Annotated in this window: 10 protein-coding genes and 1 pseudogene; 3 read left to right on the plus strand and 8 right to left on the minus strand. The window is 59.0% G+C overall.

Going from position 1 to position 5,901, the window contains the following annotated elements; translation table 11 throughout:
• From IPK17_RS22840 to IPK17_RS22860, 6 genes and pseudogenes are all read right to left on the minus strand, one after another.
• Positions 1-494, minus strand: a 494-nt coding sequence (locus IPK17_RS22840; protein ID WP_343420008.1) for a hypothetical protein, incomplete at its 3' end; no start/stop codon positions are given.
• A gap of 39 nt (positions 495-533) precedes the next feature.
• Positions 534-797, minus strand: coding sequence for a DinB family protein (locus IPK17_RS40700; protein WP_350341655.1), 264 nt, complete (start codon positions 795-797; stop codon positions 534-536).
• Positions 700-1,053, minus strand: coding sequence for a DinB family protein (locus IPK17_RS22845; protein ID WP_343420009.1), 354 nt, complete (start codon positions 1,051-1,053; stop codon positions 700-702). The genes IPK17_RS40700 and IPK17_RS22845 overlap by 98 nt, the downstream gene beginning before the upstream one ends.
• Positions 1,054-1,375: 322 nt before the next feature.
• A complete protein-coding gene (locus IPK17_RS22850) occupies positions 1,376-2,179 on the minus strand; it encodes an alpha/beta hydrolase (protein WP_343420010.1) in 804 nt (267 codons plus the stop codon).
• 160 nt (positions 2,180-2,339) lie between these two features.
• Positions 2,340-2,825, minus strand: coding sequence for a VOC family protein (locus tag IPK17_RS22855; RefSeq protein WP_343420011.1), 486 nt, complete (start codon positions 2,823-2,825; stop codon positions 2,340-2,342).
• A 347-nt stretch (positions 2,826-3,172) separates the two neighbouring features.
• Positions 3,173-3,836, minus strand: a pseudogene (locus IPK17_RS22860) (Type 1 glutamine amidotransferase-like domain-containing protein).
• On the opposite strand from IPK17_RS22860, the gene IPK17_RS22865 reads away from it, so the two are divergent.
• Entirely contained in the window at positions 3,733-3,990 is a 258-nt protein-coding gene (locus IPK17_RS22865; RefSeq protein WP_343420015.1) for a hypothetical protein, read from the plus strand. The pseudogene IPK17_RS22860 and the gene IPK17_RS22865 sit on opposite strands and share 104 nt — an antisense overlap.
• A 243-nt stretch (positions 3,991-4,233) precedes the next feature.
• Here IPK17_RS22865 and IPK17_RS40705 read toward each other — a convergent pair whose 3' ends face one another.
• Complete coding sequence (locus tag IPK17_RS40705) at positions 4,234-4,449, minus strand: aromatic-ring hydroxylase C-terminal domain-containing protein (RefSeq protein ID WP_350341656.1); 216 nt, start codon at positions 4,447-4,449, stop codon at positions 4,234-4,236.
• Positions 4,450-4,643: 194 nt separating this feature from the next.
• Between IPK17_RS40705 and IPK17_RS22870 the strand changes: the two genes are divergently transcribed.
• Both IPK17_RS22870 and IPK17_RS22875 read left to right on the plus strand, forming a co-directional pair.
• Entirely contained in the window at positions 4,644-5,345 is a 702-nt protein-coding gene (locus IPK17_RS22870) for a TetR/AcrR family transcriptional regulator (RefSeq protein WP_343420012.1), read from the plus strand.
• Between the two features lie 11 nt (positions 5,346-5,356).
• A complete protein-coding gene (locus tag IPK17_RS22875) occupies positions 5,357-5,602 on the plus strand; it encodes a hypothetical protein (RefSeq protein ID WP_343420013.1) in 246 nt (81 codons plus the stop codon).
• Positions 5,603-5,672: 70 nt separating this feature from the next.
• Here IPK17_RS22875 and IPK17_RS22880 read toward each other — a convergent pair.
• The coding region (locus tag IPK17_RS22880) for a response regulator (protein ID WP_343420014.1) at positions 5,673-5,901 on the minus strand (229 nt) is incomplete at its 5' end.

The raw sequence follows: 5,901 nt of genomic DNA on the forward strand, positions 1-5,901 counted from the left end.
ATCGGATCCTTCGTGAGGGTCAGCTCGACACAATAAGCCAACCTCGTATCTCCTTTTCTCACAACCGCTTTTTTGACCAGAATCGCCAGTGCACGCCTGAACGCGCCGAGCACTGCCGGTTCCTGCCAGCGTGTCGGATCTAGGTTCGGCTCGGTGAGCACCGCGAACACGCTTCGGGCCTTCGCGGTCAGCGCCTCCAGCGCCGCGCGGGTCTGCCGCTGCTTCAGCTCGTTCTCCTGATACTCGGCGACCAGCCGCTCGGCCCGATCGACGATCGCCTGCTTGAGTGCTGCCGGCAGCGACTGGTTGATTACCGCCGTGAGCGCCTCCTCGCGCTGCTGAGGTTCCTGGCGCGCGGAGTTCCGAATTCGTAGATGCGTGGTCGAGCCACAGGATATCGTACTGACTCGTGCGCGCCGGAGGTGATGGGGCCGACTATACGAATAGCACCGCTCTCGCGAAGCGGTCGGACTGCATGCGCGTGTTGGGCGCATGTCGACCTTGTTCTCGAACCAGTTTCCGGTGTCCGAAACTTACAGATAGACGTCACGCAACGAGCGATTGTGATGACGTTCATGCCCGGCAATGATCCAGGCCAATGCGCGTACACTCATCACCATCTCGCTCGCGATGCCCTGACGTTGCCAGGCTGCTGCGTCCAAGTTCGCAAACAACGCAAGACTTGCTGCGCGCACCTGATCAGTTCGGCAAGCAGATCGTGTACCGTCCGTCGATTGGCATTGCTGAGCGCAACCCACGGATTTGGTTCCATCCAGGCAATGCGGACTGCTCACCACGTGCGAACCATAGCGCGCGAAATGCGAACAAGCGCTCAGTATCGCTCAGATGAGCAATCACCTGTTTGATGCTCCATTCGCCTGGGGCTGGAGACGCAGTTGCACTGGTATCGGAGCTATCCTTCAGCAGCGAATGGATGTCAGCATGCTGTGTGTGCAGCGTACGAAGAATATCGCCATCAGGAACAAGTTGAACATAGGTGAAATAGTAGCGAGAACATTCATCAGCGGTGGGACGCTGGGAAAGTGGGATCATCCGCGCTCCTGGATTAGCTGGTATGGAGAAAAGTATAGCGTGAGATGTTCGCGATCATCAAGCGAGAAGCAGGCGATTTCGGCGATGTAAATGCCGAACAACACGAGTATAGGGATGTCGAGGCTTATACATTGTGGTCGCACGATGGGTTGTGATGGTGCGCCCAACGGGTTGGTATTCAGCTGCCGTGAGTCCGCTGAGAGATGTCTTCAAAATACAGCCGCGTACCAGTAGGCAACCCCTGCACATCAATACCACGTGTGGTGATGTTTTCGCCTCTCTCCACGAGTGGCGTATCAGCCGCCACGGCGATGCTGCTTGCCTAGTTCAAGTGACGCTGGAAGAACGCATCCCACGATTCAACTTCGGCCGCTGGGATGTCTGGGTGGCCGCCAGCGTTGATATGCATCGATTTGTCGGAGCTGCCAAACGCGTTGAATAGCGCGATGCCATAGTCCCGGCTGCGAATCGGGTCGTCCCATTGAAAGGCGAAGCGCAGAGGTATTGTTATTCGCTCAGCAGCGCGCCCAAATACATTATGCTCGGGATGCAAGTGCGCAAGGCCAAGCACCGCACATTTGAAGCGCTTCTCCTCAGCCAGCAGCGGCACGCCGATCCACGTCCCTTGCGACACGCCCCAATACCCAATCGACTCAACGGCTGGCGCAAACCACGCAAGGGTCGTATCAAGGGCAGCTCGCCACTCAGGTACTGCTTGGGCCGCCAGTGTGTCCAGAAATGCGATTTTCTCAGCAGTACTCAAAGATGGCGCGTTCACATCACCCCGTAACCGGCGTTCCGTTTTTAGACGGTCTGCTTCCGCCGCTGCGCGCGTGATCCGATCGCCATGCTTCGGGGCATCAATGGCAAGGCTGGCCCAGCCGAAGCTGGTTGCGTAGCGGATCGCTCGGTCACGAACGCTCGGCGCCTGCTTGTGTTGCGACCCACCATGTCCCAGTACTAGCAACGTCCGCGATTCGCGCGCTGCGCTGGGTTTCCATAGCACACAGGGAACGGCTTCGCCGGCGACTTCGACGCTAAATTCGAGCTGGCGCACGCCATTCTCCAGCTCTATGGTTTTGCTGATGTGCGGACTGTGGTTCATAGCGCGATTCTGCACCGCCACGCGCCAGCTCCTTGAGTGCCTTGCACGGCGTGATACTGGCGATAGTGCTGCTCGTCAAGCCACCCGAACCGCTCGACCTGACGCTGTGGACGTGTCGCCGAAAGCGCTTTCGGCGACACGTCCATAGCATGCGCGGTTGGGCAGCAGACGCGGTACTCCATCAACCCCGGCGTGCCGCTTCGATCGCAGCGATGTCGATCTTGTTCATCTCCATCATCGCATCGAACGCGCGCTTGGCGGCTGCGGGATTGGGATCGGTGATCGCTTCCGTCAGTGCGATCGGCGTGATCTGCCATGACACGCCCCACCTGTCTTTGCACCAGCCGCACGCACTCTCTTCGCCGCCGTTCCCGACGATCGCATTCCAGTACCGATCAGTTTCGGCCTGGTTATCGGTTGCGACTTGGAACGAGAATGCTTCGGTGTGCTTGAACTCGGGGCCGCCATTGAGCCCGATGCACGGGATACCCATCACGGTAAACTCGACCGTCAACACATCGCCTTGCTTTCCCGATGGAAAGTCGCCCGGGGCGCGGTGCACCGCCGTTACAGAACAATCGGGAAACGTCTCGGCGTAGAAGCGCGCGGCGTCTTCCGCGTCCCTGTCGTACCAAAGGCAAACCGTGTTCTTCGCTGGGTTTTTCACGTCCATTCTCCTTTTCGCCCTCATGAGCGTTCGCCTAAGGGCATGGTCACTGCGAGTACTCAGCTTCGCTCGCTAACACATAGTCGACCGAGACTCTGCAATTTCGACAGTGCGCCTGGAGTCATCCTGGCGAGGGCGGGCAAAAGGAAATGGCGTGGAGCCGATTCTCCCACGCGGTTGGGCGTGCTTCATTTGCCGCGATCTCGCGCACGCAGCGGCCGGCAGCGGCGAGGGTTGGGCGGCGGGGCACGTTACGGTGTTTCGTGGTAATGATCAGCCGTGCAGCCACGCTGAGCATCTAAGACGACTCATGACATGTAAAGACTTAGAGAAACAGCTTGAACGCATTAGTGTGCAAACAGTTTCCAATGACCCTCAGAGACAACGTCGACAACGCCATCGACCACTTTGAGGGCGGTCTGTTCGTCGATGGCGTAGGCCGGGATGCCGATTTCGGCGGCCCACCGCTCTGCGTCAGCCAGGGTGTTCGTCGGGAAAGCGTCGAGATGCGGGAAAATCGAGAAGTCGACGACCCCCAGGGTTTGGTCGCCCGGCGCGGACTGCCACTCCACGAAGTAGGCACCGATCCGGGGAGTCATCACCATGCTGCCGGCGCTCACGCCCACCCAAACGGTCTCGGACAGCGACGGCAGGAGGTCGGCCAACCCGGACTCCCGCATCCAGTGGCACAGGTACGTCGCGTCGCCGCCGTCCACGAGCAGAACGTCGGCCTCCTGGACCCAGGGGACCCAGCGCTCCTCGCCGATGGTGGGCAGTGCGGTGAGTTCGAGGAGGCCCACCGACTTCCAGCCCAGGCCCAGGCCGCTCATGGTGCGGGGGCTCGCCGACGACGAAGCCCCGAACCGAGGTTGGCCCGCACACCGGGTGGCCCCATTGCGCCGTCGGGATGCAGAGCGCGCTGGAATCGGCGATCGGCTTGCCCAGCAGGTCTATCAGCGCGTCGCGGATGCTCGGGTTCGTGATGCCCCCGGACGTGAGCAGCAATTTCATCATTCCCCTCCTTATTCCTCTCCTTGATGATGTAAAGGGAGCCGAACGGCTCCTCCAGCCGTCTTCAGTTAAGCAATACGAGGCACGTTGGGTTGGCGTGATCGAGTATAGAACAAATGATCTGTTCGGTCAAATCGAGATGACGTTCGAATGAGTTGGATCAGTCGCACGAGCGAGCAACGGGCGACAATTGTGGAGGGGGGATCTTGCGCAGCCAACGCAAGTTCAGCTGCGGGCATAGGGCTGAGCTTTCTCGGTCGCGAAGCGTTGCGCGTCCACGTCAGCTGCAACGAGCCGTTGGGCTGCTGCACGCGATCGAGAACGAGCGCAATCAGCGCAACGACCGAGACAGGCAGACTGCCAGTGACACGCTGACCGCCAGTAGTGACGTCGTCGGCTATGTTCGCTGCTCCGCTCGCGGCGGCACGGGCGACAAAGGCCATGCCGAGGCTGACCGCTCCTGCAAGCCGCCCGGCCCAGGAGCGGCGGCCGCGAACCAGCGCTCAAGCGCGTCCACGAACCCCTCGACTTCTCCCGCGTCGCCGGCCCAAGCAACGCACCCGTCGGAGCGGATCAGCATCGACGGGCCTGCCTCGGCTGGCACGCAGCGCACGTGCGTGAAGCCGGCGCGAGACCGGCCGCGCGCCCGTCAGGAGACGTGTCGAGCAGGATGCCGTCGCCGTCCGCCATCTCCTCGAACGAGGAGTGGACTTCTTTATTTCAGCCTTGACCTCAGTCCTGTGGCATACTGCACAATATATCATAACTTGTGCAGTATGTGAAATAGGCCCGAGTGAGAGACCGTAAATGTCCGATACTAATGAACGCCAGCAGCAGATTCTCGATGCAGCCGCAGCCGTCATTATCCGATTGGGATATGACAAGACAACCATGCGTGATATTGCCGAGGAAGCAGGCGCGAGTCGGAGAACCGTCTACCTGTATTTCAAGGGCAAAGAGGAACTCTTCGAAGCGCTGCTCTACCGTGAATATATGCACTACGCCCAGACCTGGTTGGAGCAGATCGAGGCGGGCGCGCGCGGTGGAACGATTGGTGGGTTCTACCGGGCAACCTTTCACGCCGTGAACCGCCATCCCTTGATCGCCGCGATGATGCGACGCGACACCCGTGTGGTCGGCAACTACCTTCGCAAGCGAAACAACCTCTTCGCCCACATGTATTCCGAGGTGAACACGTGGGGTTTCTTTCAGGCACTGCAAGCGGCGGGAGCGATTCGCCAGGATATCGATGCGGCCGTGATCGTACACATTGTCGAAATGCTGTCGTACGGCCAGTTGACGATCGCGGATTTCAAACCGCTTGACCAATTTCCGCCTTATGATGCGGTGATGGAAGCGCTGGCCGACATCATGGATCGCGCGCTGCGGCCAGAAGATGCACCAACCGGCGCGAACAGCGAGGCAGAAAAAGCCATCGTCCGGCAGATCACCGCGTCGGCACGAGCACAGATGGAGCAGATCAAACAAGCACGGGAAATTCGTTCGTAAGGAGCAATTTTATGACAACCGATAAGATCCACTTTACCAAAGAAAAAGAGACGATGCTCATGACCTTGAGCGGCCGAGCGATTCAAAGCCAGTGGACGCATCCCATCTTACGTGATCCGTGGGCTGAAGAAGCGATGCGGCATATCGATTATGACCTGAGCAAGCAATTAACGGGGAGTGGCTTCATGGAGCATAAGGATGGAAAGATGTCGGACCGACCATCATTGCCACTGATATTATGCGCTCTCGAACGTTAGTGGAATCTCCAAAGTGTGGGAAACCGCTTGATTTTTTACACTGCTTTGCAGAACCAAGATTGATCGTGCTTCAGGCGCAATCGGCCCGCCCAATCACGTCCGTAATCGTATCGACAACATTCTGCAGATCGAACGGCTTTTTGAGGAATGCGATTGCGCGACAGCCACGAAGCGCATGTGAAGCGACCGCGCTCATGAGGATCACTGGAATTGCCTGATAGACCGGATCGGCCTGGATCGCTCGGCACAGTGTTATTCCATCGACAAGCGGCATCATGACATCCGTCATCACCAGTGCT

The organism is Candidatus Flexifilum breve, assembly GCF_016713355.1.